We start from the raw sequence: 24,592 nt of genomic DNA on the forward strand, positions 1-24,592 counted from the left end.
ACGGTCGAAACATGGACACCTCCTGGTGGCCCGGGGTGGCCGCGGTCGTGGCCGTCGCGCTGGTGGTGCTGGTCGCCGGAGGACGGCTGGGACTCCCCCGCCGGGCCCCGCCCGCGCAGGGGACGGGTACGCCGCCGCGGCCGCGGGCGGGCGAGCTGTGGCGCCTGGCGGACGGCCGGCTGTGCCTGGTCCTGTCGGCGGGGCCGGTACGGGGCCACCGGGCGCGGGTCGCGTGGATCACGGGCAAGTACGACGACCGGCGCGCCGGGGTGATCCCGCTGCCGCCGGGAACCGTGGGGGCGCAGGGCCGGGCGGGTTACCTGGAGGCGGACCGGCCGGCGGAGGTGTCGGTGTGGGAGTTCCGCGACCGGGCGGGGGTGCTGGACCCGGCGGTGTGGGACGAGGTCAAGGGACTGGGAGGCGGCCGGTGATCCGCGCACACATCCAGCCCCGCCGGCGTTTGAGGCGCGGGGTCCGGGGCGGAGCCCCGGGGCTTGGGCCCCACCCCCGTCAAGGAGCGGACCAGGGTCCGGGCAGCGCCCGGGGGCCTGGGAGCCGGGCCGGGGGTCCGGGCAGCGCCCGGGGCGGCGGGGGCACCGGGGGTGCCGTCAGGCCACCGCCCCGCACCGACCGGCCGGCCCGCCGCGGGCGCGCCGTACCCCCGGCCCGCCCGTACCCCGGCCCGCCGCGAGGCGTACGGCGTCAGGCCCAGAGCTGGCCCTGGAGGGCCTCGATGGCCTCCTCCGTCGTCGCGGCCGTGTACACGCCGGTGGACAGGTACTTCCAGCCCCCGTCGGCCACGACGAACACGATGTCCGCCGTCTCGCCCGCGGCCACCGCCTTGCGGCCGACGCCGATCGCCGCGTGCAGCGCCGCGCCCGTCGAGACGCCCGCGAAGATGCCCTCCTGCTGGAGCAGCTCCCGGGTGCGGGTGACGGCGTCCGCCGAGCCCACCGAGAAGCGGGTGGTCAGCACGGAGGCGTCGTACAGCTCCGGGACGAAGCCCTCGTCGAGGTTCCGCAGGCCGTAGACCAGGTCGTCGTACCGCGGCTCGGCCGCGACGATCTTGATGCCCTCGACGTGCTCGCGCAGGTAGCGGCCGACGCCCATCAGGGTGCCGGTCGTGCCCAGGCCCGCCACGAAGTGGGTGATCGACGGGAGGTCGGCGAGGATCTCCGGGCCGGTCGTGGCGTAGTGCGCGCCCGCGTTGTCCGGGTTGCCGTACTGGTAGAGCATCACCCAGTCCGGGTGCTCGGCCGCCAGTTCCTTGGCCACCCGGACCGCGGTGTTGGACCCGCCCGCCGCCGGCGAGGGGATGATCTCGGCTCCCCACATCTTCAGAAGGTCCCGGCGCTCCTGCGAGGTGTTCTCCGGCATCACGCAGACGATGCGGTAGCCCTTGAGCTTGGCCGCCATCGCCAGGGAGATCCCGGTGTTGCCCGAGGTGGGCTCCAGGATGGTGCAGCCGGGGTGCAGCCGGCCGTCCTTCTCGGCCTGCTCGACCATGTGGAGCGCGGGGCGGTCCTTGATCGAGCCGGTCGGGTTGCGGTCCTCCAGCTTGGCCCAGATGCGCACCTCGTCCGAGGGCGACAGCCGGGGCAGCCGGACCAGCGGCGTGTTGCCGACCGCGGCCAGCGGGGAGTCGTAGCGCATTACTTCGATCCGCCGGCCACGGCCGGGAGGATGGTGACGCTGTCGCCGTCCTTGAGGGCGGTGGAGATGCCGTCCAGGAAGCGGACGTCCTCGTCGTTGAGGTAGACGTTCACGAAGCGGCGCAGCTTGCCGCCGTCGACGATGCGCTCCTCGATGCCCTTGTGACGGGTCTCCAGGTCGGAGAACAGCTCGGACAGCGTCGTGCCCTGGCCCGACACGGCCTTCTCGCCGTCGGTGTAGGTGCGGAGGATGGTCGGGATGCGGACCTCGATGGCCATGGCGGGCTCCTGTGTCGTGAGGATCTGAGAGATCGTGCGGGGGCGTGGGGCGTCGATGCGGGGCGCGCGGTTCTGGTGCCCCTCGCGCGACGGGGCGGTGCGGTGCTCAGGCAGCAGGACAGATGGCACTGGCGAGGCGGCACAGGTCGACGTGCAGCCGCGCCACGAGCAGCAGCCTGCCGGGCGTCTCGATGCTCACGTCGTGGGAAACCATGCGGTCATGTTAACGATTCCCGGTCACCGGTTTGGAGTGTGATCCCGCATCGTGGACGCCAGCGGCTCACATACTGATCAGTAGGCCGTGACGACCTGTACTTCTTCCTCGCGGATCACTCCGCCGACGATCCGGTACGAGCGGAACTGGAACTCTCCGAGGCCGTCCTGGTCCGCCGTCGAGACCAGGACGTAGTGGGCGCCGGGCTCGTTCGCGTAGGTGACGTCGGTGCGCGAGGGGTAGGCCTCGGTCGCGGTGTGCGAGTGGTAGACGATCACCGGGTCCTCGTCACGGTCGTCCAGCTCGCGGTAGAGCTTCAGCAGGTCCTTCGAGTCGAACTCGTAGAACGTGGGCGAGCGGGCCGCGTTGAGCATCGGGACGAACCGCTCGGGGCGGTCGGTGCCGGCCGGCCCGGCCACGATGCCGCAGGCCTCGTCGGGGTGGTCCTGGCGGGCGTGCCCGACGATCTGGTCGTAGAGGGCCTGGGTGAGGGTCAGCATGAGCGACAGGATAAGCAGACGGGCCCTCCCGTACCGAGGGGCGGTACGGGAGGGCCCGAATGATGGACACACCGCCCGGGGGGCGGGGTGTCGGGAGTGTGGTTCCCGGCCGCGGCAGGCGGCCGGGAACCACGGTCGGCGGTGCGGCTACGAGGACTCGGAGGTCTGCGAGGGCCGCGAGACCTTGTTGAAGGCGGCGCCCTGCGGGTTGCGGGACTTCAGGACCAGGTAGGAGACGCCGAGCAGCAGGCCCCACAGCGGGGCGCAGTACAGCGACACCCGGGAGTCCTTGTCGACGCCCATCATGACGATGACCATGCCGATGAACAGCAGGGAGAACCAGCTGGTCCACGGGGCGCCGGGGGCCCGGAAGGTCGACTGCGGCAGTTCGCCGCGGTCGGCCTTGGCGCGGTACTTGATCTGGCAGACCAGGATCATGATCCAGGCCCACATGCCGGAGATGGTGGCGAAGGAGACGACGTAGTCGAAGGCCTTGCCCGGGGCGACGTAGTTGATCCAGACGCCCACCAGCATCAGCGCGGCGGAGAAGGTGGTGCCGATGAGCGGGGTGCCGCTCTTGGTGAGCCTGGTGAAGACCTTCGGGCCCTGGCCGTTGAGCGCGAGGTCGCGCAGCATGCGGCCGGTGGAGTACATGCCCGAGTTGCAGGACGACAGCGCGGCGGTCAGGACGACGAAGTTGACGATCGCGGCGCCGACGCCGAGGCCCATGCGTTCGAAGGCGGCGACGAAGGGCGAGACGCCGGGCTGGAAGTGCGTCCACGGGACGACCGACAGGATCATGACGAGCGCGCCGACGTAGAAGACGGCGATGCGCCACGGCACGGTGTTGATGGCCTTGGGGAGGGTCTTCTCGGGGTCCTTGGACTCGCCGGCGGTGACGCCGACCAGCTCGACCGCGAGGAAGGCGAACATCACGATCTGCAGGGTCATGAGCGTGCCGCCGATGCCCTTGGGGAAGAACCCGCCGTCGTTCCAGAGGTTGGAGACGGACGCGGTCGCGGCGGCGTCGGAGAAGCCGATGGTGAGGATGCCGGCGCAAATCAGGATCATGCCGACGATGGCGGTGACCTTGACCATGGAGAACCAGAACTCGAGCTCGCCGAAGAGCTTCACGGAGATCAGGTTGGCGCCGTAGAGGATGACCGTGAAGATCAGCGCGTACGCCCATTGCGGGAAGCTGTCATCGGTCCAGTACGACATGTACTTCGCGGCCGCGGTGACCTCGGTGATGCCGGTGACCACCCAGAACAGCCAGTACGTCCAGCCAGTCGCGTACCCCCAGAACGGGCCCAGGAACTCGCGGGCGTAGTCCGAGAAGGAACCGGAGACGGGGCGGTACATGAGGAGCTCACCCAGGGCCCGCATGATGAAGAAGATGACCAGGCCCGCGATGGCGTAGGCCAGGATCAGGCTCGGGCCGGCCTTGGAGATGGCCTTGCCCGCTCCCAGGAACAGGCCGGTGCCGATGGCCCCGCCGATCGCGATCATCTGGATCTGCCGGGCCCCGAGCGCGCGGTGGTAACCCTCGCCGTCGCCCTCGCCCCGCGTGCCCTCGCCGGGCGTCTTGCCGTGCTGCTCGACCTGCACAGAGGTCATGTCTGGTGCGCCTTTCTCCACGCCGACCCGCGCCCTCTACAGGCTGCGGATCGGGTCCTCGATCCCCCCGGATACGGATGGAGTTGCACGCCGGCGGTCCGCCGGTTCAAGCAGGCCGCGGGACATGGGTGGCGTCCCGGCGGCGGTCGTGAAGATTTATCACGGGCTTACGGGTGATCGAGGCAGGCGGATGTGACACGGGCCACGGGAAATTCAGGACATGGACCCCGGAACACGTCAGATCACCGCATCGCGGTGATCTGATCGTTATCCGGATTTGAGCGTCCACTGAGCGAACGCCGTCCGTCCTTGAGGATCTTCTGAGGATCTTCTTGGGCCCTCCGGACGATCTCCGGACGATCTCCGGAGGCCGCGGGGAGCCCGCCGCCTCAGAGGGTTTCGATGAGGGTCTCCTGAAGCCCGCCGAGCCACAGGTACGCCATCACCATCGGCTTGCGCGGATCGTCGTCCGGCAGCCGGAACAGCACCGCGCTCTCGTCGTCCTCGGTGATGTCCAGGCGGGCCGCGATCGTCAGGCGCAGGTCGTTGAGCGCGCCGAGCCAGCGCAGCGGCAGCTCCCCCGCCAGCTCCAGCACCGCCGCCCCGTCACCGGCCGGGGTGAGCCCGTCCAGGCTGCGCACGACGGCGAGCGCGTCCTCGCGCTTGCGGGCGCGCAGGTCGTTCTCGGTGAAGCGGCGGAACTCCGCCGCCCGGGCCGTCAGCTCGGCCGCGTCCACGCCCGCCTCGGCGGCTCCGCCGGGAGCCCCGTACGCGTCGGGGAAGAGCCGGGCCAGCGCCGGGTCGGACGGGGGCTCGGAGGGGCCCTCGGCGAACAGCGCGGCCAGCGGGTCGGCGTCCTCGGCGGGCTCCGGGGCGCCGGGGCCGATCAGCTCCAGCAGCTGGACGGCCAGCGAGCGCAGGATGGAGATCTCGATCTCGTCGAGCGCGATGGCGGCGCCGCCGCCCTTGCGGGTCTCGAACGTGCCCCCCATCAGCCGCGGTCCTGCGTCAGGGTCGCCCACAGGCCGTAGCCGTGCATGGCCTGCACGTCGCGCTCCATTTCCTCGCGGGTGCCGCTGGAGACGACCGCCCGCCCCTTGTGGTGGACGTCCAGCATCAGCTTGTGCGCCTTGTCCTTGGAATAGGCGAAGTACGCCTGGAACACGTACGCCACGTAGCTCATGAGGTTGACCGGGTCGTTGTGCACCAAGGTCACCCAGGGGACGTCGGGGTCGGGGACCGCGAAGGTCTCTTCGGCCGATTCGGTGCGTTCGATCTCTACAGGAGCAACACTCACTCGTCCCATGCTGCCACTGCCGGGGGCCCGTCGCACAAACGGGCCGTACATCTCGTCACTCTGACGAAATGTGCGCTAGCATCCCAGCCATGAACCCTGCGGACCTGGGCCTGCCGGTGGACGTGCCGTCGACAGCGCTCTTCACGGACCATTACGAGCTCACGATGCTGCAGGCCGCCCTGGCGAACGGCACCGCCGACCGCCGCTCGGTCTTCGAGGTATTCACCCGGCGGCTGCCCGAGGGGCGCCGCTACGGGGTCGTCGCCGGCACCGGCCGGGTGCTGGACGCGGTGGAGAACTTCCGCTTCGACGGCGCCGTGCTGGAGTTCCTGCGCGAGCGGGCCGTCGTCGACATGCGGACGCTCGACTGGCTGGCCTCCTACCGCTTCTCCGGCGACATCTGGGGCTACCCGGAGGGCGAGGTCTACTTCCCCGGCTCTCCCGTCCTGCGCGTCGAGGGCAGCTTCGCCGAGTGCGTGCTGCTGGAGACCGTGATCCTGTCGATCCTGAACCACGACTCGGCGATCGCCGCGGCCGCCTCCCGGATGTCCTCGGCGGCGGGCGCGCGCCCGCTGATCGAGATGGGCGCCCGGCGCACGCACGAACTGGCGGCGGTGGCCGCGGCGCGGGCCGCGTACGTGGGCGGCTTCACCTCGACCTCGGACCTGGCGGCCGGCTTCCGGTACGGCATCCCCACGGTCGGCACCAGCGCCCACGCCTTCACCCTGGTCCACGACAGCGAGCGCGACGCGTTCACCGCGCAGGTCGCCTCGCTGGGCCGGGGCACGACGCTGCTGGTGGACACCTACGACGTCGCCGAGGCCGTCCGCACGGCCGTCGACATCGCCGGGACGGACCTGGGCTCGGTGCGCATCGACTCCGGCGACCTGCTGCTGGTGGCCCACCGGGTCCGCCAGCAGCTGGACGAGCTGGGGGCCACCGCGACGAAGATCGTGGTCACCTCGGACCTGGACGAGTACGCCATCGCCTCGCTGGCGGCGGCGCCGGTGGACGCGTACGGGGTCGGCACGCAGCTGGTGACGGGCAGCGGCCACCCCACGTGCTCGATGGTCTACAAGCTGGTGGCGCGGGCCACCTCGGCGGACCCGAAGGCGGCGCTGGCCCCGGTGGCGAAGAAGTCCTCGGGCGGCAAGACCTCCCTGGGCGGCCGCAAGTGGGCGGCCCGCCGGGTCGACGCCGAGGGCGTCGCCGAGGCGGAGGTCGTGGGCCTGGGGCCGGTCCCGGCGGCGCTGGCCGACCACCAGCTGCTGACCCAGCTGGTCAAGGCGGGCGAGGTGATCGCGCGCGAGCCGCTGGAGACCGCCCGCGACCGCCACCGGACGGTCCTGGCCGGCCTGCCGCTGTCCGCGACGCAGCTCTCTCGGGGCGAGGCCGTGCTCCCCACCGAGTACGTCTGACCTCCCGCCGCGTACGTCTGACCCCCACCGCGTACGTCGCCCCCGCGCCCGGGGCCCGTCGGCCGGGTCGGGCCCCCGGTTTCGGGAAGGGGCGGGGTGGGGGAGGAGCCTCGCGGGCCCCGGCCCCACCCCGCACACCACCACGAACCGAAGGGCACGCGCCATGCACCGCGCACTGATCGTCGTCGACGTACAGAACGACTTCTGCGAAGGCGGCAGCCTCGCGGTCACCGGCGGGGCCGATGTCGCCGCCGCCGTCACCGAGCTGATAGGCCAGGCCACGCCCGGGTACCGGCACGTCGTCGCCACCCGCGACCACCACATCGACCCCGGCGCCCACTTCGCACGCCCCCCGGCCCTGCCCGACTTCGAGACGTCCTGGCCCGTGCACTGCGTCGCGGGGACCGAGGGCGTCGGCTTCCACCCGAACTTCGCGCCCGCCGTGGCGTCCGGAGCCGTCGCCGCCGTCTTCGACAAGGGCGCCCACGAGGCCGCGTACAGCGGGTTCGAGGGGGCCGACGAGAACGGCGTCACGCTCGACCGCTGGCTGCGGGACCGGAACGTGACCGAGGTCGACGTGGTCGGGATCGCCACCGACCACTGCGTGAAGGCCACCGCCCTCGACGCGGCCCGCGCCGGCTTCACCACCCGCGTCCTGCTCGACCTGACGGCCGCCGTAGCCCCGCACACCACCGCCCGCGCCCTGGACGAGCTCCGCGCGGCCGGGGTGGAGCTGGCCGGCGGCTGACCCCGGCCGTTCCCGGGGCCGCCCGCCACCCCCGGGAACGAGGGTGAAGACACCCCCTAGCGGCCGAGCAGGGCCCGGATCGGGTGCCAGAGCTCCTCCGCCACGTCGGGGGCACAGCGCCACAGCAGGCCGTCCGGGTGGTGCAGGACGGCCGTGACCTCGTCCGGGGTCGGGGGGCGGGCGTTGCCCCGCAGGTACACCGCGCGCATTCCGAGGTTCCGCAGCCTGGTCAGGGCGCGGGCCCGGTTCGCGGCGTGCACCAGCACGCGGACGCTCCCACCGTCGCCGCCGTCGCCGGATGACGGCCTCGGCAGCGTGAGCGCGACCACCACGCTGCCGCCTGGCAATCTGACGAAACCTCCACCGGGCATGATCTTCAGCTCCCCCGTCAATAAGAAAACTCAGCCCGTGCATCTAAACGCGAACGGCCGCCGCCCGCTAGAGGGCGACGGCCGATCATGCTTTGACCTGCGGTTTGGCTGGAAAACTACTTGGAGGGACCCACTTCGACCGTCATCTGGAGACCGTCGTAGGCCTCCTTGAGGATCTTGATCTTCGTGTTGGTGTCAGTGACCTTCACGGAGCCGGTCGGGTTCTCGTCGTAGTAGTACTTGCCCTTGCGGTCGTCGAAGACCAGGTTCGTGGGCTTCGGCTTGACGAAGAGCTCCTCGCCGTTCTTGTGCAGCGTGAACGCGTCCGTCGAGTAGGCGCTGAACGTCGCGTCGTACGGCTGAATCTTGTTCCGCAGCAGCGTGCCGTCCGCCCACTTCATGGGCTTGGCGTTGGCGTCGACCGGCAGGATCAGACCCTGGCCCGGGTGCTGGCTGGTGTTGTTGTCCTTCTGGGAGGTGTCCCACTGCCAGATCAGCAGACCGTCCTGGTACGGGTAGTGCTCGACCCAGTCCGGACGGGTGTTGCCGAATCCGAAGTTGTACGGGCCCACCTTCAGGGTGGAGTCGTACGACACGTAGCGGCGGTTCTCGGCCAGGTAGTACTGCGCGTACTCCTTGGTGAAGCCGGCGCCGATGCGGGAGAAGCCCTTGCCGGTCCAGCCGTTGTCGCCGTTCTCGGCGCCGTCGGCGAAGACGGTGGAGCCGTCCGCGGTGATGTTGACGGCGTCGGCCGTGAAGCCCTTGCCGCCCGCGCCGCCGTCCGTCTGGTAGCGGAAGCGGACGTCGACCTTCTTGCCCGCGTAGGCGTCGAGCGGGAAGTTCAGCGACTTCCAGGTACCCGAGACACCGGTCAGCGAGGGGCTGCCGCCCGCGTCGGCCGGGAGGGCCACGCCGTCGGCCGTACCCGCGAGGGCGGTCCAGTTGGCGCCGCCGTCGGTGGACACCTCGGTGTAGAGGTAGTCGTACTCGGCCTCGATGTCCCACCAGCCCTTGAGGGACAGGGCGGCGGACTTCTTGCCGGTCAGGTCGACCGACCGGGTGAGGGTGTTCTTGAGGTCGTCACCCATGTTGCTCCACCACTGCGAGGAACCCTCGGCGGGAGCGACGACGTCGGTCTGGACCTTCTTCTTGGGCAGCTCGACGACCAGCGCCTGCTTGTCCTTGGTGTTGTACGCGGAGACGCCCAGCTTGTGGGTGGACTTCGTCGCGGCCTTCGCCTTGTCGTAGTTCAGCCAGCCCAGCTGGAGCTTGTCCCAGGCGGTCATGTCGCCCGGGAGGTCGCCTATGGAGTCCTTGCCCTTGCCGAGCCAGGAGCCCGCCGACATCAGGGACCAGAAGCCGACGCCGTTCTCGCCGCCACCGGAGGTGTCGTAGAGGTCCGGCAGGCCCAGGTCGTGGCCGTACTCGTGCGCGAAGACGCCGAGGCCGCCGTTCTCGGGCTGCATCGTGTAGTCGCCGACCCAGATGCCGGTGTCACCGATCTGGGTACCGCCGGCCTTGTTGTTCGCCGGGCCGGTCTTGCCCGCGCTGGTGCCGTAGGCGTACCAGCGGTGGGCCCACAGCGCGGTGGTGCCCTGCACGCCGCCGCCGGCCGACTCGTCCTCGCCCGCGTGGACGATCTGGAAGTGGTCGATGTAGCCGTCGGACTCGTTGAAGTTGCCGTCGCCGTCGAAGTCGTAGCGGTCCCAGAGGTCGTACTGGGCCAGCAGCGCCTTGATCTGCGCGTCGGTCTTCCCGGCCTTCTTCTGGGCCTCCGTCCACGCGAGGACGCCGTCCTTGACGGTGTCCCACACGTTGGAGCAGTTGGTCTGGCCGCAGTAGTTCGAGCCGTAACGGGCCTCGTTGTACGGGACCTTCACCCAGTCGGAGACCTCGCCCTCGACCGAGTAACGGCCCGAGGAGGTCTTCTCGTAGTAGGTCTTCAGCGAGTCCTTGCCCTTGCCGGTACCGAAGTACAGGTCCTGGAAGTAGCTGCGGCTGAAGTCCGCGCGCCAGGCGGTGCTGTTGTCCAGCTTCCGGTCCGGCTGGGCGATCGTGTTGTGCATGGGACCGGGGGTGCCGCCGTACTTGGGCGCCTCGGGCTTGGGGCCCGGACCGTCCGGGTCGTGCATGGTCGTGTTGTCGACCTGGTCGCCGAACTCCACGAGGATCGTGAAGATCTTGTCGGTCTTCTCCCGGCCGAGCTCGACGTACTTCTTCTCGTCGAGCTTGACGACCTTGGAGGCGCCGCGCTGCTCGACGTCCTTCTTGCCGGTCAGCACCTGGTCCAGGGCGGCCTTGCGCTGCTGCGCCTGCTGCTCGCTGAACGGGCCCTTGAGGTTGTGCTCGACCACCTTGGCCGGGGCGGTCGGGTCCTGCCGGTCGGCGGCCGGAGCGGCTACCGGGCTGGGCTCGGCCTGGGCGGCGCTCACGCTGAAGAAGGTGACGCTGGTCGCACAGGCGGCCATGGTCACGGTGACGGCAGCGGCGCGCAGCGCGCGTCGTCTGACGGAGTTGCTGGTCACTTGATGTCGTTCCCCTCCCGCGGCCGCGACGTAGGTCGGAACTTCTCCATAGGAGCGGGGGGTTCCGCGCGGCGCGCGTCTCAAGTGACGACATTTGACCGGAGAGACGCGAGAAAAGACAGTCCTTGACTTGTTCGTTACAACTGCACTATGCGGGCAATGAGTTCCGCTATTCGGACGTTCCGCAGCCATACGGGGCGAAGGGTGCTTCCCGACGGCACGCCTGTCCGATTCCAGCCAGTTTCCCGACCCGTTCAGGCCGCGTTGGGGCACGTGAAATGACCCCGTGCGCCCCCCGTGCTCCGGCACCGTGGGTTAGGTCACGCTTACTGGCGGTTCCCCACGGGCATCTCCCGTCGTAGAGTCTCTTGACGCGCGACCTTGTTGAGCCGACTCCCCCTCCCCTCCCTGAGGACGGATATCGCCATGCCGCGTCCGACTGCCGCACAGCTTGCCTACGGGTCAGCCACCGTCATCGTGTCGACGATCGCCATGCTGCTGCTCTCGCAGACCAGCACGGGGTTCGGGGTCGGGGTCATCTCCGCGGCCGCCCTCGCCCTTGGCCTGCTCGTCGCACTGACCGTGCCCGTACCGAAACGCCGCGGCCGCCACGCGGCCCGTACGGCGGTGGCCGCCCGGGTACCCGAGCCCAGGGCGGCGGCGTCCGAACACCCCGTGCACCACTGACGGTTGCCGCACCCGGCCGGCGCCCCACGCGCCGCGGGCGGCCTCCCCGGAGGAAGACCGCCCGCTTCGTGCTGCGCGCTGCCGTGGTGCCGTGCTTTCGTGGTGCCGTGGTGCCGTGCTTTCGTGGTGCCGTGCCGGCCGCCCTAAGCGGACCTGACCACCACGGTCTTGGCGACCTTGTCGTGCAGGCCCTGCTTGTACGGCTTGTCCACGAGGACCGAGATGATCAGCGCGATCGGCCACAGGCAGAAGCAGCAGATCAGCGTCGGCAGCCAGAGGACGGCGGCGCGGGACAGGGCCGGACCGGACTGGGGGACGCTGCCGTCGTTGAGCATCGCGACGCGCAGGCCCACCGTCTTCTTGCCGATCGTCTGGCCGTTCTTCTTGGTGAAGAACCAGTCGTAGCCGACGTAGGCGAGGATCGAGATCAGGGTCATGATCAGGCCACTGCCGCTGTAGGACTTGGTGATGACCTCGGAGATGTCCTCGCCCCGCTCCGTCTCGACCGTGTAGCGGTTCGTGCCGAACGCCAGCTGGATCAGGAACAGCGGGATCGCCACGATGACCACGTCGATGACGCGGGCGGCGAGCCGCTTGCCGATGTCGGCGAGCGGGGGCATCCCGGCGAGCGGATCGGGCATGCCGCCGCCCCCGCCGTACGGATCGCCGCCGCTCCCGTACGGCGGGGGCGGGGGCGGGTATCCCCCGCCGCCTCCCGGGCCTCCGGGGGGCGGGGGCGGCGGGTAGCCGCCGCTTCCGGGGGGCGGTGAGCCGTACGGCGAACCGCCCGACGGAGGCGTCGGTTCCTGGGGCTTCTTGAGGAACGGGTCGTCCTCGGGCGGCTGGCCCTGCGGCGGCTGGTCGGTACTCATGGCCCGAGTCGAACCCGGCTCCGGGACCCCCGCAACGGGACCGCGTCCGTTCGGGGTACGCGGGGCCCCGCACGGCTCAGCGGGCCACGTACGTGCCCGCCGCCCGGTCGTGCCAGGCCCGTCGGCGCGGGCGGTCCACCAGGCACCAGAGGCTGCCGGGGAGGCCGAGGAAGGCGTACACCAGCCAGCGGAGCAGTGCGGCGCCGAAGGTGGGCGGCCGCAGGGTGCCGGTGGCCAGGACGCGTACGCCGAGCAGCTTCTTGCCGGGGGTCCAGCCCCAGCGCGCGGTGGGCAGCACCTCGTAGAAGACCCCGAAGAGGAGGACGGCGCCGAGGACGAGGCCCACGTCGGTGGCGATGGTGGTGTCGAACAGCCAGACGGTGGTGGTGCGGCCGCCGGCCCGGGCGGCGTCGACCTTGGCCTGGAGGTGCGCGGTGGCCGCGGGGACCATCGGCAGGGCGACGGCGGCCGCGACGGCTGCGAACACCAGGGAGTCCAGGATCCGGGCCACGACCCGGCGCGGCAGTCCGGCCGGGCGCGAGGCCCGCTCCGCCATCCGCTCGAACACGGCCCGGGGGGTCGAGCCGCGGGCCGTACGGGCCCCCGCCTCGGGCTGCGGCAGCGACGGACGGGCTCCCCCGGCCCGGGGCTCCCACCCGGACGCAGACGGGGACGCCTGGGCGGCGGACGCGCCGGGCGCGGGCGCCTGGGTGGCTGCGGGCGGCGCGGCGGAGGTGCGGGCGGCGGTGCGGGCGGCGGGCTTCGCGGCACCGGGCGCCGGGGCCCCGCGGCGGGCCGCGGCCGCCTCGCGGGCGGCGGCGGGCGGCGCGGCGGACCGGGCCGGGGCCGGAGCGGCGGGGGCCTTGGGCGCCGCCGGGGCGGCCGCCGCGGCGCGGGGGGTCGCCCCGGGCCAGGACGAGGTCAGGCCGGAGACCCCGCCGCTCCCGCTGCCGCCCGGGGCCTCGGGCCACGCCTGCGCCGGGGCGGCGGCAGGGGCGGGGGCGGCCTGCGCGGCGGGGGCCGCGGGGGCGGCGGCCGGCGGGCGCACCGAGGGGACGCCCGCCGAGACCTGCGCGGGGAACCGCGCCGCCGGAGCGGCCGGAGCGGCGGCGGCCGGCGTACGCGCCAGGGAGACCCCGGCCCCGCCCGGCCCGTCGGCGGAGTCCGGGCGGGGCCGGCCCAGCGAGACGCCGGCCCGCCGGCCGGCCGGCTCACGCACGGCGGCCGGCTCACGCACGCCGGCCCGCTCGTACCCGGCCGGCTCACGCACGGCGGCGGGCCCGCTCCCCCCAGCGGGCTCGTACCCGGCGGCCGGCTCGTACCCAGCCGACTCGTACCTGGCAGCCAGCTCACGCACGGCGTGGGGTTCGCTCCCGGCGGCGGGTTCGCTCCCGGCGGCCGGCTCCTGCGCCACGGGCTCGTACGCGGCGGCCGGCTCCGCCGGGCTGCCCCAGGACACCCGGTGGTCGCGCGGCCCGCCGAAGCCGGCCTGGTGCAGCCGGTCGGCCTGCCACACCGGCTCGACGGCGGATTCCGCTTCGCGTTCCGGTTCGCGCTCCGGCGCCGGTTCACGTTCGGGTTCCGGTTCCGGCAGGGTCTCGGTCGCGGAGGTGTCGTCCAGGAACACCGGCCCCGTCTCCTCCATGGGAGCGGGACCCGATGTCGGAACGGCCGGAGCAGGGCGGCTCGTACCCGGTACCCAGGCGGCGCCGTTCCAGTACCGGACGAAACCGGGGATGGACGGATCCGGGTAGTAGCCCTCGCGGGCCGCGTGCTCGCCGTCACCAGGGGAGGCCGTCATGTCCCCAACTCCGTTCGTGGCTTGAGGCTTGTCCAGGGGAGGACCATAGCCAAGAACCTCCCCCCGACAGGTCCGGTAACGGGAGAATGCACGCCTTCGGACAAACTCTGGCCCATACGACTGTTTTTCGTCAGACGACAGAATCCGGCCAATCTAGGTTCCGCGGCCCGAAGTCGCGTCATACACGGGCACCTCGCCGCTCTCTCCGGGTGTGGGGCGCGACCCGGCCCCGCACACCGAAGCGCGGCGCGCACCCAGCGCACGCGCAGTGCACCGAAGTGAGGCCGCCATGCACCACCCCGTCGTCGAACGCGAGCTGGAACTGAAGCTGGTCCTGTCCCCCGAGCGCAGCGTCGCCGTCCCCGCCCGCCTGCTCTATCTCACGGACGACCCGTTCGCCGTCCACATCACCTTCCACACCGGCTCCAACGCTCCCGTCGAGTGGACCTTCTCGCGCGAGCTGCTGGTCGAGGGGGTCTTCCGGCCGTCCGGGCACGGCGACGTCCGGATCTGGCCGACGAAGATCGACAACAGGGCCGTGCTCTGCATGGCGCTCAGCTCCCCCGACGGCGACGCCCTGCTGGAGGCCCCCGCCGCCGCCGTGTCGGCCTGGCTGGAGCACACCCTGCGGGTCGTCCCGCCCGGCACCGAGGCCGACCGGCTCGGCCTGGACGCCGCGCTCGCCGAACTGCTCTCCCCCACACCGGCCGACGAGCTGTGGCTGCGCGACCCGTGGCCGTCGGACGAGTCTGCGGACGGCGACCTGTGACGCCCGGTCCCGGGGCGGGCCGTACGGCCCACGGCGTGCCGCCGGGCATGCGCGCGGCGGAGCGGACGGGCCGCGCGCGCGGCCGGAAGGACCTGCCGGGGTCGAGCGGACGGGCCGCGCGCGGTCAGAAGAGCTTGCCGGGGTTGAGCAGGCCCAGTGGGTCGAAGGCGTGCTTGACCGCGCGCTGCATCTCCATTCCCACCGGCCCCAGTTCGCGGGCCAGCCACTCCTTCTTCAGCACGCCGACCCCGTGTTCGCCGGTGATCGTGCCGCCGAGCGACAGGCCGAGCGCCATGATCGCGTCGAAGGACTCGCGGGCCCGCCGCGCCTCGTCCGCGTCGGCGGGGTCGAAGCAGACGACCGGGTGGGTGTTGCCGTCCCCGGCGTGCGCGCAGACGCCGATGAGCAGGTCGTACGCGCGGGCGATGGCGGCCGTCCCGTCCAGCATCTCGGCGAGGCGCGAGCGCGGCACGCACACGTCGTCGATCATCGTCGCGGGGCGCAGCGCGTCCAGGGCGGTCAGCGACATCCGGCGTGCCTGGAGGAGCAGTTCGGACTCGGCCGCGTCCTCGGCGGGGACCACGGAGGTGGCTCCGGCGGCCGTGCACAGCTCCCCCACGACGGCGAGTTCCTCGGGGGCGTGCGGGGTGTCGAAGGCGGCGAGCAGCAGCGCCTCGGTGGTTTCGGGCAGGCCCATCTTCCCGAGGGCGTTGACGGCGCGGACGGTCGTCCCGTCCATCAGTTCCAGCAGCGAGGGGGTCAGGCCTGCCTCCATGACGGCGCACACGGCCGCGCAGGCGGCCGCGGCGGAGGGGAACTCGGCTGCCAGCGCGAGTTGCCGGGGCGGCGCGGGGCGCAGGGCGAGGACGGCCTGGACGACGATGCCGAGGCTGCCCTCGGAGCCCACGAACAGCCGGGTCAGGTCGTATCCGGCGACGCCCTTGGCGGTACGCCGTCCCGTGCGCAGCAGCCGCCCGTCGGCCAGGACCACGTCGAGGCCGAGCACGTACTCGGCGGTGACCCCGTACTTGACGCAGCACAGGCCGCCGGAGGCGGTGCCGATGTTGCCGCCGATGGTGCACTGCTCCCAGCTGGAGGGGTCGGGCGGGTAGTACAGGCCCTGCGCGGCGACGGCGCGCGACAGGACGGCGTTGACGACGCCCGGCTCGACGACGGCGATCCGGTCGACGGCGGAGACCTCCAGGATCCGGTCCATCTTGACGAGGGAGAGCACGATGCAGCCGTCGGAGGCGTTGGCGGCTCCCGACAGGCCGGTACGGGCGCCCTGCGGGACCACGGGGACCCGTAGCGCGGTGGCGGTGCGCATCACGTGCTGCACCTGTTCGACGGTCCGGGGCAGGACGACGACGGCGGGGCTGCCGGCGGCGCAGAAGCCCGCCATGTCGGAGGCGTAGGAGGCGGTGACCTGGGGATCGGTGAGCAGGGCCTCGGCCGGGAGCCCGGCCCGCAGGCGCTCGGTGAGCTGTGCGGAGAGGTCTTCGTCCATAGGGCCAGCGTGGCAGTCGGGGCCATCGGTGTGAACACGCCCGCGCCCCTCTTCGGACACTCCGGCGAACTCTTCATATTGACGCACAGTGACCCCATGGACCGTATCGACGAGGAATCGCAGCAGCCGGCGCCGCCCGTGACGTTCACGGGCCGCAAGACGCTCGTGGCGGCCGCGGTCGCCGTGGTCCTGATCGCCGGGGCCCTGCTGATCCGGCCGGCCCGCACCGGGGACGACGCACGCCCGCCGGGGCCGAGCGAGCGGGCCGCCTCGGCGGTCGGCATGGGCGCGCCGGCGGCGGCGGTGGACCTGACGGCGCTGGTCGCGGACCGGGAGAAGTGGGTCGCGGCGCATCCGGACGACGACGCGTCGTGGTCGGTGCTGGGCGCCGCCTATCTGGAGCAGGCGCGGCGCACCGCGGACACGGGCTGGTACCCGAAGGCGGAGCGGGCGCTGAAGCGGTCGCTGGAGGTCCGCCCGGTGGAGAAGGGCAACTTCGACGCGATGACGGGCATGGGCACGCTGGCCAACGCCCGCCGGGACTTCGGCACCGGGAAGAAGTGGGGCGAGCTCGTGCGGGCGCAGGCCCCGCAGCGCTGGACGGCGTACCCGGTGCTGGTGGACGCGTACTCGGGCCTCGGGGACTACAAGGCGGCCCAGGCGGCGGCGGACCGGCTTCTGGAGCTGCGGACGGGCCTGGTGGCGTACACGAAGGCCTCGCAGGTCTACCGGGACCGCGGCTGGCGCGAGGACGCGGTGATGGCGATGGAGCACGCGGCGGGCGCCGCCAAGGCTCCGGCGGAGAAGGCCTACGCGCTGTTCCGGCTCGGGGAGCTGTCCTGGGAGCGGGGGGAGACCACGGAGGCCCTGCGGCAGTACGAGGCCGCGCTGCGGGCGGATCCGGCGCAGGCGCAGGCCCTCGGCGGCCGGGCGCGGGCGCTGGCCGGGCTGGGGCGCGGCGGGGAGGCGGTACGGGACTACCGGATGGCGCTGGGGCGGACGCCGGTGCCGCAGCTGGCGCTGGAGCTGGGCGAGCTGCTGGACTCGCTGGGCCGGGAGCAGGAGGCGCAGGTCCCGTACGACATGCTGGGCGCGCTGGCGGCGCGGGACGGGTCGAACGGCGTCGACGAGGACGTGGTGCTGGGCCTGTACGAGGCGGACCACGGCGATCCCGCGGCGGCGGTGCGGCGGCTGTCGCAGGAGTGGTCGCGGCACAAGAGCGTGCAGGTCGCGGACGCGCTGGGCTGGGCCCTGCACAAGGCGGGCGACGACGTGGCGGCACTGGAGTACGCGAAGAAGGCCGCGGAGCCGGGGGTGCGGAACGCGGACTTCGCGTACCACCGGGCGATGATCGAGCGGGGCCTGGGCGACGAGGCGGCGACGCGGCGGCACCTCCAGGAGGCGCTGCGGACGAACCCGCGGTTCTCGCCGCTGCGGGCGCCCGCGGCCAAGGAGGCGCTGGCGGCCATCGCGCAGCCGGCGGCCGGGGGGCCGGAGAACCTGCTCCCGACGAAGCCGTGGGTGGCTCCGGAGCTGCCGAAGCCGAACCCGCCGAAGGCGAAGGCGAAGCCGAAGCCGCCTGCGGCGAAGCCCTCCCCGCCTGCGGCACCGTCCGCGAAGCCCCGGTCCGACTGACCCGGCCCCGCGGGGCTCCGCCCCGGACCCCTACGGCGCGCCGCGCCGCGCCTCAAACGCCGGCGGGGCTGGGATTGCGCTCCGCGCAACCCAGCCCCGTTTGCGCGTGGCGGCTCTGGCGGGCAGATCCAGCCTCGCCGGCGTTTGAGGCGTGGGGTCTGGGGCGGAGCACCAGGGCGGGACCCCCGGGCGCCGGGACTCGGGGCCGGGGCGGAGCCCCGACGGGCCCGGGCGCGGCGGCTAGAGGTTGCCGCGCTTTTCCTGCTCCCGCTCGATCGCCTCGAACAGCGCCTTGAAGTTGCCCTTGCCGAAGCCCATCGACCCGTGCCGCTCGATCATCTCGAAGAAGACCGTCGGCCGGTCCTGCACCGGCTTGGTGAAGATCTGCAGCAGGTAGCCGTCCTCGTCGCGGTCGACGAGGATCTTCAGCTCGCGCAGGGTCTCCACCGGCACCCGCGTCTCGCCGGCCCACTCGCCGAGCGTGTCGTAGTACGAGTCGGGGGTGTCCAGGAAGGTGACGCCGGCGGCCCGCATGGCGCGCACGGAGGCGACGATGTCGTTCGTGGCCAGCGCGATGTGCTGGACGCCCGCGCCGCCGTAGAAGTCCAGGTACTCGTCGATCTGCGACTTCTTCTTCGCGATCGCCGGCTCGTTGATCGGGAACTTCACCTTGAGGGTGCCGTCCGCGACGACCTTCGACATCAGCGCCGAGTACTCGGTCGCGATGTCGTCGCCCACGAACTCCTTCATGTTCGTGAAGCCCATGACCTTGTTGTAGAAGGCGACCCACTCGTTCATCCGGCCGAGCTCGACGTTGCCGACGCAGTGGTCGATGGCCTGGAAGATCCGCTTGGCCGGGGGCTCGACCATCGGGGCGACGGCGACGAAGCCGGGCAGGTACGGGCCGGAGTAGTCGCGGCGCTCGACCAGGGTGTGGCGGGTCTGGCCGTAGGTGGCGATGGCGGCCAGCACGACGGTGCCGTGCTCGTCCTTGACCTCGTGCGGCTCGTCCAGGCCGCGCGCGCCGTGCTCGACGGCGTACGCGTAGGCCGCGCGGGCGTCCGGGACCTCGATGGCGAGGTCGACGACGCCGTCGCCGTGCTCGGCGACGTGCTCGGCGAGGAAGCGGCCGCGGTCGGTCGACGCCTTGATGACCGAGGTCAGGACGAAGCGGGCGGCGCCGTTGGTGAGGACGTAGCTCGCCGTCTCGCGGGTGCCGTTCTCCGGTCCGGAGTAGGCCACGAGCTTCATGCCGAAGGCGGTCGAGTAGTAGTGCGCGGCCTGCTTGGCGTTGCCGACGGCGAAGACGACCGCGTCCATGCCCTTCACCGGGAAGGGGTCTGCCTCACGCGCGGTGTGGGGGGTGGTTTCCAGGTTCGCCAGAGACTCAGTCATGACCGCAGAGTCCCGCCGATCCACAAGCTGCGCAATAGTTTCAATTTTTGCTGTACATAGTGACCAGCTGCGCCGCAACATTGCTGAAACATCTGCGCACTATGACCACCCCGGAGGCACCCATGGGCATCGACGATCTCGACGGCCGGCTCATCGTCCTGCTCGCCCGCGAGCCCCGGATCGGGGTACTGGAGGCCTCGCGCCGGCTCGGGGTGGCGCGCGGCACCGCGCAGGCCCGGCTGGACCGGCTTCAGTCGAACGGAGTCATCCGCGGGTTCGGCCCGCAGGTCGATCCGGCGGCCCTCGGGTACCCGGTGACCGCCTTCGCCACCCTGGAGATCAAGCAGGGCCAAGGGGCGGACGTACGGGCCCACTTGGACGGGGTGCCGGAGGTGCTGGAGCTGCACACCACGACCGGCCACGGGGACATGCTGTGCCGGCTCGTGGCGCGGTCCAACGCCGATCTCCAGCGGGTGATCGACCGGGTTGTCGGCTTTGATGGCATCGTGCGGGCTTCGACGGCGATCGTGATGGAAAATCCCGTACCGCTGCGGATCATCCCGCTCGTCGAACAGGCGGCCGAGGACGACACTCGCTGACCGCCCCCGGCCAGCGCGGGCCGAGGGCGGCCGGACACAGGACGAGGTGACACGGCGTGAGCTTCTGGAGCTATCTGTCCGCCCGCCACGAACAGCTCCTCACCGACGCCTTCCAGCACGCCAGCGCCGTCTTCCAGTGCATGGTGATCGCGACCGCGCTCGGCATCGCCATCGGCCTGGTCAGCTACCGCAGCACGTGGGGCGGCCACCTGGCCATCACCTCCACCGCCACGATGCTGACCATCCCCTCCCTGGCCCTGATCGGCCTGCTGATCCCGCTGGTCGGGCTGGGCGTGCCACCGACCGTGATCGCCCTGACCCTGTACGGGCTGCTGCCGGTCGTCCGGAACTCGATCGTCGGCCTGCGCGGGGTGGATCCGGCCCTGGTCGACGCCGCCAAGGGCATCGGGATGTCCCGGAGCGCCCAGCTGCTGAGGGTGGAGCTGCCGCTCGCCTGGCCGCCGATCCTGACGGGCATCCGCGTGGCCACCCAGATGCTGATGGGCATCGCCGCCATCGCCGCGTACGCCTCCGGCCCGGGTCTGGGGAACGAGATCTTCCGCGGGATCGCCTCGCTCGGCAGCGCGAATGCCCTGAACCAGGTGCTGGCGGGCACGATCGGCATCGTCATCCTGGCGCTCCTCTTCGACTCCGCGTACGTCCTGCTCGGCCGTCTCACCATCCCGAGGGGTATCCGTGTCTGAGACCGACGGCCGGGGCAGCACCTCCGGCGCGACCATCCGGCTGGAGAACCTCACCAAGCGCTACCCCGGCAACCCGAACCCCTCCGTCGACGACGTCTCAATGGACATCAAGGCGGGCGAGACGGTCGTCTTCGTCGGCCCCTCGGGCTGCGGGAAGTCCACCACCCTGAAGATGATCAACCGGCTGATCGAGCCGACGTCCGGCCGGATCAGGATCGGCGACGAGGACGTCACCGACATGGACCCGGTCAAGCTGCGGCGCAAGATCGGCTACGCGATCCAGTCCTCGGGGCTCTTCCCGCACATGACGGTCGCCGAGAACATCGCCCTCGTCCCGAAGATGACCGGCTGGTCCAAGGCGAAGGTGAAGGACCGGGTGGAGGAGATGCTCGACCTGGTCGGGCTCGACCCCCGCGAGTTCCACGGCCGCTACCCGCGCCAGCTCTCCGGCGGCCAGCAGCAGCGGGTCGGCGTGGCCCGGGCGCTGGCGGCCGACCCGCCCGTACTGCTCATGGACGAGCCGTTCGGCGCCGTCGACCCGATCACCCGCGACCACCTCCAGGACGAGCTGATCCGGCTCCAGCACGAGCTGCACAAGACCATCGTCTTCGTTACCCACGACTTCGACGAGGCCATCAAGCTCGGCGACCGGATCGCGGTGCTGCGCGAGCGCTCGCACATCGCCCAGTTCGACACCCCCGAGGCCATCCTGACCAACCCGACCGACGACTTCGTCTCCGGGTTCGTCGGCGCCGGCGCGGCCCTCAAACGGCTCAACCTGACCCGCGTTCGGGACGTGGAGATCGCCGACTTCCCCACCGTGTCCGTGGACGACCCGCTCCAGCGGATCTTCAACGCGCTGCGCGGCGGCGCGGGCAACGAGCTGCTGATGCTGGACCGGCGCGGCCGGCCGTACAAGTGGCTCCGCCGCGGCGACCTGATGCGCGCCAAGGGGTCCCTGGCGCGGGCCGGCCAGCTGGTGCACGACACCGTGACCCGGGACGCGACCCTGCACGACGCCCTGGAGGCCGTCCTCACCGACAGCGGGGGCCGGGTCGCGGTCACCGGGCGGCGCGGCGAGTACATCGGCGTCGTCGACATGGAGACCCTGATGAACTCGGTGCACGAGATGCTGGAGGCCGACCGGCTGGCGGCCGCCGAGCACCGGCACGACCTGGAGGAACTGCGCCACCACCGGACGGAACAGGAGCTGGAGGGCGGTGCGGACAGCCCGTGAACACCACCTCCCGGCAACGACCCTCCGGCGAGCGCCCGCCCGGCGAGCACGACGTGAAGGGCCACGCGTTCCGTGACGGGATCGCCGCCGGCGCCGAGGAGCCGGCGGTCGTCCCGCAGGCTCCCGCCCGCCGGCTCACCTGGTCCAAGCTGCTGGTCACGCCCGCCGTCCTGGCGCTGGTGCTGCTGGCCACGTACCTGTGGATCACCAACATCCCCCTCGACCCCATCGAGCAGAACTCCCTCGGCGGCGGCAACGTGCGGCTGCGGCTGTGGCAGCAGATCCAGCTCGTCGCCATCTCCACGTTCTGGGTGCTGATCATCGCGATCCCGCTGGGCATCGCGCTGACCCGGGGCGGGATGCGCCGGACCGCGCCGCTGTTCACGGCGGTCGCCAACATCGGCCAGGCCACGCCGGCCATCGGCCTCCTCGCCCTGCTCGTCATCTGGCTCGGCATCGGCCCGTCCACCGCGATCGTCGGCATGGTCGCGTACGCCGTGCTGCCCGTGCTGTCCAACACGGTGGCGGGGCTGCGGGCGGTCGACCCCCAGCTGGTGGAGGCGGCGCGCGGGATCGGGATGACCGGGGCGGGGCGGCTGGTGAAGGTGGAGCTGCCGCTGGCGGTCCCGCTGATCCTGGCGGGCGTACGGACGGCCCTGGTGCTGAACGTCGGCACCGCCACCCTGGCCACCTTCGGCGGCGGCGGCGGGCTCGGCGACCTGATCACCTCCGGGATCCAGACACAGCGGATGCCGGTGCTGGTGCTGGGCTCGGTGCTGACCGTGGTGCTCGCCCTGTTCCTGGACTGGCTGGCGTCGCTGGCGGAGACGGTCCTGACCCCGCGCGGGCTGGAGGCGTAGATGCGTACCTTCCGCGTACGGGCGGCCGCTCGCACGGCGGCGGTGGCGGTCCTGGCCGGACCGGTGCTGGCGCTGGTGCTCGCGGGCTGCGGCCTCAAGAGCGGCTCCCCGATGGCCGACGACGTCCAGCCGGGCTCGGTCGGGCAGGGCCGGCCCCTCGAAGGGGCCTCGCTCACCATCACCTCGAAGAACTTCAGCGAGAACATCGTGCTCGGCCAGATCCTCGGCCTCGTCTTCAAGGCGGCCGGCGCGGAGGTCCTGGACCGTACGAACCTGCCGGGCTCGATCAGCGCGCGCGAGGCGATCCGCAAGGGCGACGCGGACGCCATGTACGAGTACACGGGCACCGCCTGGATCACCTACCTGGGCAACACCGAGCCCATCGACGACCCGCGGGAGCAGTGGGCGGCGCTGCGGGCGGCGGACGCGAAGAACGGGGTGGTGTGGCTGCCACCGGCCACCCTGAACAACACCTACACCCTGGCGATCAGCAAGAAGAACAACGCGAAGTACGGGCTGAAGACGATGTCGGACGTGGCGAGGCTGGCCAAGGAGGACCCCTCGGCGGTGACCCTGTGCGTGGAGAACGAGTTCGCCGCCCGCGAGGACGGGCTCCCGGGCCTGGAGAAGGCGTACGGGATGAAGATCCCGGCCGGCAACATCCGGAAGATGGACGCCGGGATCATCTACACGCAGGTCTCGAAGTCCGAATCCTGCCTGCTGGGCGAGGCGTTCACGACGGACGGCCGGATCAGGGCCATGGACCTGGACACCCTCACCGACGACCGGCGCTTCTTCCCCAACTACAACGCGGCGCCGGCGGTCAACGCGAAGACGCTGGCCGAGTTCCCGGTGATCGCGGAGCTGCTGGCGCCGGTGACGGCGAAGCTGACGACGGCGGTGGCGCAGGAGCTGAACGCCAAGGTGGACGTGGAGGGGCAGGACCCGCACGCGGTGGCGAAGGACTGGCTGCTGAAGGAGGGCTTCATCAAGGAGGGCTAGCGGGGCCGGGACGGCGGGAGGGGCGCGGCGCCGGGACGACGGCGGAGGGCCCGGGTTCGAGTCGATCCGAAGAAGACGTTGCAAAGAAACCCTTGCATAGGAACCTTTGCAACTCTATCGTCGAGGCATGCCCGAGACGCCGGAAGCCCCGGAACCCCCGCAGCACTCCCCCGAACAGGCCCAGGACCAGGCGCTGGAGGTCCGTACGCTCGACGCCCGCTCCCTGCGCGGCCTGGCCCACCCGCTGCGCATCCGGATGCTGGCCGACCTGCGCCACCAGGGTCCGGCGACCGCCTCCCAACTGGCCGAGCGGCTCGGGGAGTCGAGCGGGTCCACCAGCTACCACCTGCGCCAGCTCGCCGCCCACGGCTTCGTCGAGGACGCGCCGGAGCACGGCAAGGGCCGTGAGCGCTGGTGGCGGGCCGCGCACGACGGCACGCGGTTCGACGAGAGCCTGATGTACAGCGACGACCCGGCCACCCGGGGCGCGGCGGACCTCTTCATGCACGAGATCGCGACGATCCACACGCAGGAAATGAGCACCTGGCTCGGCAACGCCCACCACTGGTCGCAGGACTGGCGGCGCGGTTCGGACCTCAGCGACTTCACCCTGCACCTGACCGCCGCTCAGAGCCACGAGCTGATCCACAAGATGCACGACCTGGTCAACAGCTACCGCGACCTGCAGCCCGCCGAGGGCACGGAGGCGGTCCGCGTCCACACGCACGTCCTCCCGGGCACGCTCGCACCCGCCGCCCCGCGGCCCGCGGGCGGCTAGGCACCTCCTCGTCCCTCGCCCCTCAGCCCTCGCCCCAGGCCCCTCGTCCGAGTCCTCGGGCGCCGGCCCGCCCTGCCCCGTTCCGTTCCGTTCCGTTCCGTTCCGTCCCCATCTTCCGCAGAAGG

At 71.9% G+C, this 24,592-nt stretch carries 25 protein-coding genes; 12 read left to right on the plus strand and 13 right to left on the minus strand.

Annotated features, from left to right (window positions below; all coding sequences use genetic code 11):
• Positions 1–11: 11 nt before the first annotated feature.
• Positions 12–431: a hypothetical protein gene (locus OTB16_RS05815; protein ID WP_267718756.1), complete on the plus strand. Its 420-nt coding sequence runs from the start codon at positions 12–14 to the stop codon at positions 429–431.
• A gap of 271 nt (positions 432–702) precedes the next feature.
• Here the strand turns inward: OTB16_RS05815 and OTB16_RS05820 are convergent, their stop codons facing one another.
• The 7 genes from OTB16_RS05820 to clpS form a co-directional block, all read right to left on the minus strand.
• Positions 703–1,653, minus strand: a complete 951-nt coding sequence (locus OTB16_RS05820) for a PLP-dependent cysteine synthase family protein (protein ID WP_267718757.1) — start codon at positions 1,651–1,653, stop codon at positions 703–705.
• Positions 1,653–1,931, minus strand: coding sequence for a MoaD/ThiS family protein (locus OTB16_RS05825; RefSeq protein ID WP_267718758.1), 279 nt, complete (start codon positions 1,929–1,931; stop codon positions 1,653–1,655). Before OTB16_RS05825 ends, OTB16_RS05820 begins: the two co-directional genes overlap by 1 nt.
• Before the next feature lie 106 nt (positions 1,932–2,037).
• A complete protein-coding gene (locus OTB16_RS39210; protein ID WP_311736929.1) occupies positions 2,038–2,145 on the minus strand; it encodes a putative leader peptide in 108 nt (35 codons plus the stop codon).
• A gap of 77 nt (positions 2,146–2,222) precedes the next feature.
• Entirely contained in the window at positions 2,223–2,645 is a 423-nt protein-coding gene (locus tag OTB16_RS05830; RefSeq protein ID WP_267718759.1) for a M67 family metallopeptidase, read from the minus strand.
• A gap of 147 nt (positions 2,646–2,792) precedes the next feature.
• On the minus strand, positions 2,793–4,262 hold the full coding sequence (locus tag OTB16_RS05835; protein WP_267718760.1) for an amino acid permease: 1,470 nt from the start codon (positions 4,260–4,262) through the stop codon (positions 2,793–2,795).
• Positions 4,263–4,651: 389 nt separating this feature from the next.
• The gene (locus OTB16_RS05840; protein WP_267718761.1) at positions 4,652–5,254 is read right to left on the minus strand and encodes a DUF2017 domain-containing protein; all 603 of its coding nucleotides are present in this window, start codon (positions 5,252–5,254) and stop codon (positions 4,652–4,654) included.
• Positions 5,254–5,568: an ATP-dependent Clp protease adapter ClpS gene (gene clpS / locus OTB16_RS05845; RefSeq protein WP_267718762.1), complete on the minus strand. Its 315-nt coding sequence runs from the start codon at positions 5,566–5,568 to the stop codon at positions 5,254–5,256. The genes OTB16_RS05840 and clpS overlap by 1 nt, the downstream gene beginning before the upstream one ends.
• An 80-nt stretch (positions 5,569–5,648) precedes the next feature.
• Here clpS and OTB16_RS05850 point away from each other — a divergent pair, with 80 nt between their 5' ends.
• Both OTB16_RS05850 and OTB16_RS05855 read left to right on the plus strand, forming a co-directional pair.
• Positions 5,649–6,977, plus strand: a complete 1,329-nt coding sequence (locus OTB16_RS05850) for a nicotinate phosphoribosyltransferase (protein ID WP_267718763.1) — start codon at positions 5,649–5,651, stop codon at positions 6,975–6,977.
• Positions 6,978–7,140: 163 nt separating this feature from the next.
• Positions 7,141–7,725, plus strand: coding sequence for an isochorismatase family protein (locus OTB16_RS05855; protein WP_267718764.1), 585 nt, complete (start codon positions 7,141–7,143; stop codon positions 7,723–7,725).
• Positions 7,726–7,781: 56 nt separating this feature from the next.
• On the opposite strand, the gene OTB16_RS05860 is transcribed toward OTB16_RS05855, so the two are convergent.
• The gene (locus tag OTB16_RS05860; protein WP_267718765.1) at positions 7,782–8,096 is read right to left on the minus strand and encodes a hypothetical protein; all 315 of its coding nucleotides are present in this window, start codon (positions 8,094–8,096) and stop codon (positions 7,782–7,784) included.
• A gap of 116 nt (positions 8,097–8,212) precedes the next feature.
• Complete coding sequence (locus OTB16_RS05865; protein WP_267718829.1) at positions 8,213–10,564, minus strand: immune inhibitor A domain-containing protein; 2,352 nt, start codon at positions 10,562–10,564, stop codon at positions 8,213–8,215.
• A 483-nt stretch (positions 10,565–11,047) separates the two neighbouring features.
• Here OTB16_RS05865 and OTB16_RS05870 point away from each other — a divergent pair, with 483 nt between their 5' ends.
• Positions 11,048–11,308 carry a hypothetical protein gene (locus tag OTB16_RS05870; protein WP_267718766.1) on the plus strand — a complete coding sequence of 87 codons (261 nt, stop codon included), beginning with the start codon at positions 11,048–11,050 and terminating at the stop codon, positions 11,306–11,308.
• Between the two features lie 143 nt (positions 11,309–11,451).
• On the opposite strand, the gene OTB16_RS05875 is transcribed toward OTB16_RS05870, so the two are convergent.
• Entirely contained in the window at positions 11,452–12,180 is a 729-nt protein-coding gene (locus tag OTB16_RS05875) for an RDD family protein (protein ID WP_267718767.1), read from the minus strand.
• 76 nt (positions 12,181–12,256) lie between these two features.
• A complete protein-coding gene (locus OTB16_RS05880; RefSeq protein ID WP_267718768.1) occupies positions 12,257–13,981 on the minus strand; it encodes an RDD family protein in 1,725 nt (574 codons plus the stop codon).
• A gap of 289 nt (positions 13,982–14,270) precedes the next feature.
• On the opposite strand from OTB16_RS05880, the gene OTB16_RS05885 reads away from it, so the two are divergent.
• A complete protein-coding gene (locus tag OTB16_RS05885) occupies positions 14,271–14,750 on the plus strand; it encodes an SsgA family sporulation/cell division regulator (protein ID WP_267718769.1) in 480 nt (159 codons plus the stop codon).
• 124 nt (positions 14,751–14,874) lie between these two features.
• Here OTB16_RS05885 and OTB16_RS05890 read toward each other — a convergent pair whose 3' ends face one another.
• The gene (locus OTB16_RS05890; protein WP_267718770.1) at positions 14,875–16,257 is read right to left on the minus strand and encodes an FAD-binding oxidoreductase; all 1,383 of its coding nucleotides are present in this window, start codon (positions 16,255–16,257) and stop codon (positions 14,875–14,877) included.
• A 96-nt stretch (positions 16,258–16,353) separates the two neighbouring features.
• On the opposite strand from OTB16_RS05890, the gene OTB16_RS05895 reads away from it, so the two are divergent.
• Entirely contained in the window at positions 16,354–17,892 is a 1,539-nt protein-coding gene (locus OTB16_RS05895) for a tetratricopeptide repeat protein (RefSeq protein ID WP_267718771.1), read from the plus strand.
• 240 nt (positions 17,893–18,132) lie between these two features.
• Here the strand turns inward: OTB16_RS05895 and hppD are convergent, their stop codons facing one another.
• Entirely contained in the window at positions 18,133–19,287 is a 1,155-nt protein-coding gene (gene hppD / locus OTB16_RS05900; RefSeq protein ID WP_267718772.1) for a 4-hydroxyphenylpyruvate dioxygenase, read from the minus strand.
• A 122-nt stretch (positions 19,288–19,409) separates the two neighbouring features.
• On the opposite strand from hppD, the gene OTB16_RS05905 reads away from it, so the two are divergent.
• The 6 genes from OTB16_RS05905 to OTB16_RS05930 all read left to right on the plus strand — a co-directional run bounded on the left by OTB16_RS05905 (position 19,410) and on the right by OTB16_RS05930 (position 24,467).
• Positions 19,410–19,886, plus strand: coding sequence for an Lrp/AsnC family transcriptional regulator (locus OTB16_RS05905; protein WP_031150179.1), 477 nt, complete (start codon positions 19,410–19,412; stop codon positions 19,884–19,886).
• A gap of 56 nt (positions 19,887–19,942) precedes the next feature.
• Positions 19,943–20,590 carry an ABC transporter permease gene (locus tag OTB16_RS05910; RefSeq protein ID WP_267718773.1) on the plus strand — a complete coding sequence of 216 codons (648 nt, stop codon included), beginning with the start codon at positions 19,943–19,945 and terminating at the stop codon, positions 20,588–20,590.
• Positions 20,583–21,827 carry an ABC transporter ATP-binding protein gene (locus OTB16_RS05915; protein WP_267718774.1) on the plus strand — a complete coding sequence of 415 codons (1,245 nt, stop codon included), beginning with the start codon at positions 20,583–20,585 and terminating at the stop codon, positions 21,825–21,827. Before OTB16_RS05910 ends, OTB16_RS05915 begins: the two co-directional genes overlap by 8 nt.
• Positions 21,824–22,687 carry an ABC transporter permease gene (locus tag OTB16_RS05920; protein WP_267718775.1) on the plus strand — a complete coding sequence of 288 codons (864 nt, stop codon included), beginning with the start codon at positions 21,824–21,826 and terminating at the stop codon, positions 22,685–22,687. Before OTB16_RS05915 ends, OTB16_RS05920 begins: the two co-directional genes overlap by 4 nt.
• On the plus strand, positions 22,688–23,689 hold the full coding sequence (locus tag OTB16_RS05925; protein ID WP_267718776.1) for a glycine betaine ABC transporter substrate-binding protein: 1,002 nt from the start codon (positions 22,688–22,690) through the stop codon (positions 23,687–23,689).
• Positions 23,690–23,816: 127 nt separating this feature from the next.
• On the plus strand, positions 23,817–24,467 hold the full coding sequence (locus OTB16_RS05930) for an ArsR/SmtB family transcription factor (RefSeq protein WP_267718777.1): 651 nt from the start codon (positions 23,817–23,819) through the stop codon (positions 24,465–24,467).
• Positions 24,468–24,592: the final 125 nt, after the last annotated feature.

It is taken from the genome of Streptomyces antarcticus, assembly GCF_026627255.1.
GTDB classification, from domain to species: Bacteria; Actinomycetota; Actinomycetes; order Streptomycetales; family Streptomycetaceae; genus Streptomyces; species Streptomyces antarcticus.

What these genes read in the sequence shown, in the direction of transcription:
- OTB16_RS05815 (WP_267718756.1), top strand. Translation starts at nt 12, where the DNA reads ATGGACACCTCCTGGTGGCCCGGGGTGGCCGCGGTCGTGGCCGTCGCG.
- OTB16_RS05820 (WP_267718757.1), bottom strand. Translation starts at nt 1,653, where the DNA reads ATGCGCTACGACTCCCCGCTGGCCGCGGTCGGCAACACGCCGCTGGTC.
- OTB16_RS05825 (WP_267718758.1), bottom strand. Translation starts at nt 1,931, where the DNA reads ATGGCCATCGAGGTCCGCATCCCGACCATCCTCCGCACCTACACCGAC.
- OTB16_RS39210 (WP_311736929.1), bottom strand. Translation starts at nt 2,145, where the DNA reads ATGGTTTCCCACGACGTGAGCATCGAGACGCCCGGCAGGCTGCTGCTC.
- OTB16_RS05830 (WP_267718759.1), bottom strand. Translation starts at nt 2,645, where the DNA reads ATGCTGACCCTCACCCAGGCCCTCTACGACCAGATCGTCGGGCACGCC.
- OTB16_RS05835 (WP_267718760.1), bottom strand. Translation starts at nt 4,262, where the DNA reads ATGACCTCTGTGCAGGTCGAGCAGCACGGCAAGACGCCCGGCGAGGGC.
- OTB16_RS05840 (WP_267718761.1), bottom strand. Translation starts at nt 5,254, where the DNA reads ATGGGGGGCACGTTCGAGACCCGCAAGGGCGGCGGCGCCGCCATCGCG.
- clpS (WP_267718762.1), bottom strand. Translation starts at nt 5,568, where the DNA reads ATGGGACGAGTGAGTGTTGCTCCTGTAGAGATCGAACGCACCGAATCG.
- OTB16_RS05850 (WP_267718763.1), top strand. Translation starts at nt 5,649, where the DNA reads ATGAACCCTGCGGACCTGGGCCTGCCGGTGGACGTGCCGTCGACAGCG.
- OTB16_RS05855 (WP_267718764.1), top strand. Translation starts at nt 7,141, where the DNA reads ATGCACCGCGCACTGATCGTCGTCGACGTACAGAACGACTTCTGCGAA.
- OTB16_RS05860 (WP_267718765.1), bottom strand. Translation starts at nt 8,096, where the DNA reads ATGCCCGGTGGAGGTTTCGTCAGATTGCCAGGCGGCAGCGTGGTGGTC.
- OTB16_RS05865 (WP_267718829.1), bottom strand. Translation starts at nt 10,564, where the DNA reads ATGGCCGCCTGTGCGACCAGCGTCACCTTCTTCAGCGTGAGCGCCGCC.
- OTB16_RS05870 (WP_267718766.1), top strand. Translation starts at nt 11,048, where the DNA reads ATGCCGCGTCCGACTGCCGCACAGCTTGCCTACGGGTCAGCCACCGTC.
- OTB16_RS05875 (WP_267718767.1), bottom strand. Translation starts at nt 12,180, where the DNA reads ATGAGTACCGACCAGCCGCCGCAGGGCCAGCCGCCCGAGGACGACCCG.
- OTB16_RS05880 (WP_267718768.1), bottom strand. Translation starts at nt 13,981, where the DNA reads ATGACGGCCTCCCCTGGTGACGGCGAGCACGCGGCCCGCGAGGGCTAC.
- OTB16_RS05885 (WP_267718769.1), top strand. Translation starts at nt 14,271, where the DNA reads ATGCACCACCCCGTCGTCGAACGCGAGCTGGAACTGAAGCTGGTCCTG.
- OTB16_RS05890 (WP_267718770.1), bottom strand. Translation starts at nt 16,257, where the DNA reads ATGGACGAAGACCTCTCCGCACAGCTCACCGAGCGCCTGCGGGCCGGG.
- OTB16_RS05895 (WP_267718771.1), top strand. Translation starts at nt 16,354, where the DNA reads ATGGACCGTATCGACGAGGAATCGCAGCAGCCGGCGCCGCCCGTGACG.
- hppD (WP_267718772.1), bottom strand. Translation starts at nt 19,287, where the DNA reads ATGACTGAGTCTCTGGCGAACCTGGAAACCACCCCCCACACCGCGCGT.
- OTB16_RS05905 (WP_031150179.1), top strand. Translation starts at nt 19,410, where the DNA reads ATGGGCATCGACGATCTCGACGGCCGGCTCATCGTCCTGCTCGCCCGC.
- OTB16_RS05925 (WP_267718776.1), top strand. Translation starts at nt 22,688, where the DNA reads ATGCGTACCTTCCGCGTACGGGCGGCCGCTCGCACGGCGGCGGTGGCG.
- OTB16_RS05930 (WP_267718777.1), top strand. Translation starts at nt 23,817, where the DNA reads ATGCCCGAGACGCCGGAAGCCCCGGAACCCCCGCAGCACTCCCCCGAA.